This window comes from Streptomyces sp. sk2.1, assembly GCF_008120935.1.
In the GTDB taxonomy this organism is placed as follows: domain Bacteria; phylum Actinomycetota; class Actinomycetes; order Streptomycetales; family Streptomycetaceae; genus Streptomyces.
Genome location: NZ_RDBO01000080.1, coordinates 1 through 1,840, shown reverse-complemented (window position 1 = coordinate 1,840; position 1,840 = coordinate 1). Strand labels below are relative to the sequence as shown.

The following is a 1,840-nucleotide window of genomic DNA, read 5'->3' as shown; positions in this document are numbered from 1 at the left end:
TCATGCAGACCCTGGTCGTGCTGCTGACCTGACGGGCCGCCGGCCGATGCCCGCCGTGCCGGCGCCGGATCAGGGCAGGATGGAATCGATGTAGCCGCCGTCGACGCGCAGCGCGCCGCCGGTGGTGGCCGAGGCGTGGGGCGAGGCGAGGTAGACGACCATGTTGGCGATCTCCTCGGGCTCGATGAGGCGCTGGAGCAGGGACTGGGGGCGGTATGTGACCATGAACTCGCGCTGCGCCCGGTCCCAGGGCAGCTCGTCGCCGACGAGTTCGCGGACGAAGTTCTCGACGCCGCCGGTGCGGGTCGGCCCGGCGATGACGGAGTTGACGGTGACACCGGTGCCGGCGGCGTCCTTGGCGAACCCGCGGCCGACCGCGAGCAACGAGGTCTTCGTCATGCCGTAGTGGATCATTTCGGCGGGGGTGACCACGGCCGAGTCGCTGGCGAGGTTGAGGACACGTCCCCAGCCCCGTTCCTTCATGCCGGGCAGGTACGCGCGGATGAGCCGGACGGAGGCGAGGACGTTGACCTCGAAGTAGCGGCGCCATTCGGCGTCGTCGATCTCCAGCGGGGGGACGGAGCCGAAGATCCCGAGGTTGTTGACGAGGATGTCCACGTCGGGCACGGTCTCCAGCACGGCGGCGGCGCCCTGCTCCGTCGCCAGGTCGCCCGCGGCGCCGGTGACGTCGTCGCTGCCGGAGCCCTCGCGCACGGTGCGGACGGCCTCCGCCACGCGCTCCTCGCCGCGGCCGTTGACGACGACGCGGGCTCCCGCGCGGGCCAGGCCGGTGGCGATGGCGTGGCCGATGCCCTGGGTGGAGCCGGTGACCAGGGCGGTGCGGCCGGAGAGATCGATCTGCATGAGGCGTTCTCCTCGTCGGGGCGATGGAGCGGCTGCGGTGACGACGGCGCTCCGCGGGGCGGTTGTGGTGATGACGGTGCCCCGCGGGACGGTTCGGGGTCAGTTGAAGGTGTCGGGGTCCGGGCCGGTGCGCAGGTCCCGGTCGAGGCCCGCGACGGCGGTCATGTCTGCGTCGGTGAGCCGGAAGCCGAAGACGTCGAGGTTCTGCCGGATGCGGGCGGGGGTGACGGACTTGGGGATCACGATGTTGCCGGTCTGCAGGTGCCGGCGCAGCACGACCTGCGCCGGGGTTACGCCATGTGCCTCGGCGACTCCCACGATCGCCTGGTCCTCGAGGACCGCGCCCTGGGCCAGGGGGCTCCATGCCTCGGTGGCGATGCCGTGTTCGGTGCGGAAGGCGCGCAGCGCCTTCTGCTGGAGGCCGGGGTGCAGCTCCACCTGGTTGACCGCCGGGGTGACGCCGGGGTGCTCCATGAGCCGCCGCAGGTGGGAGACCTGGAAGTTCGAGACGCCGATGGCGCGGGCCCGTCCGTCGGCAAGGATCTTCTCCAGCGCCTTGTAGGTCTGCGCGTACAGGTCGCGGGCCGGGGTGGGCCAGTGGATGAGGTAGAGGTCGACGTGGTCGAGGCCGAGCTTGGCCAGGGAGGCGTCGAACGCGGCCGGGGCCCGGTCGTAGCCCTGGTCCTCGTTCCACAGCTTGGTCGTGACGAACAGTTCCTCGCGGGGGATGCCGGAGGCGGCGAGGGCCTTGCCGACGCCGCGCTCGTTGCCGTAGATCGCGGCGGTGTCGATGCTGCGGTAGCCGGCCTCCAGGGCACTGGCGACCGCGGCGGTGGTCTCCTCGTCGGGGACCTGGAAGACGCCGAAGCCCAGTTGCGGCATGGTCACACCGTTGTTGAGCGTCACGTTCGGTACGGAGGTCATCGGGGGGCCTTGCGCAATGAGTGGGTCGGGCCGAAGCGGGCCGGGGGAGCGG

2 protein-coding genes are annotated in these 1,840 nt (G+C 71.6%); both read right to left on the bottom strand.

From position 1 onward, the window contains the following. Positions 1 to 69 precede the first annotated feature (69 nt). Positions 70 to 864, bottom strand: a complete 795-nt coding sequence (locus tag EAO76_RS36520) for an SDR family NAD(P)-dependent oxidoreductase (protein WP_148840534.1) — start codon at positions 862 to 864, stop codon at positions 70 to 72. A gap of 99 nt (positions 865 to 963) precedes the next feature. Then, a complete protein-coding gene (locus EAO76_RS36515; RefSeq protein ID WP_148840533.1) occupies positions 964 to 1,788 on the bottom strand; it encodes an aldo/keto reductase in 825 nt (274 codons plus the stop codon). Positions 1,789 to 1,840: the final 52 nt, after the last annotated feature.

Excerpts from the sequence above, each read along its gene's own strand:
- EAO76_RS36520 (WP_148840534.1), bottom strand. The coding sequence starts at position 864 with ATGCAGATCGATCTCTCCGGCCGCACCGCCCTGGTCACCGGCTCCACC.
- EAO76_RS36515 (WP_148840533.1), bottom strand. The coding sequence starts at position 1,788 with ATGACCTCCGTACCGAACGTGACGCTCAACAACGGTGTGACCATGCCG.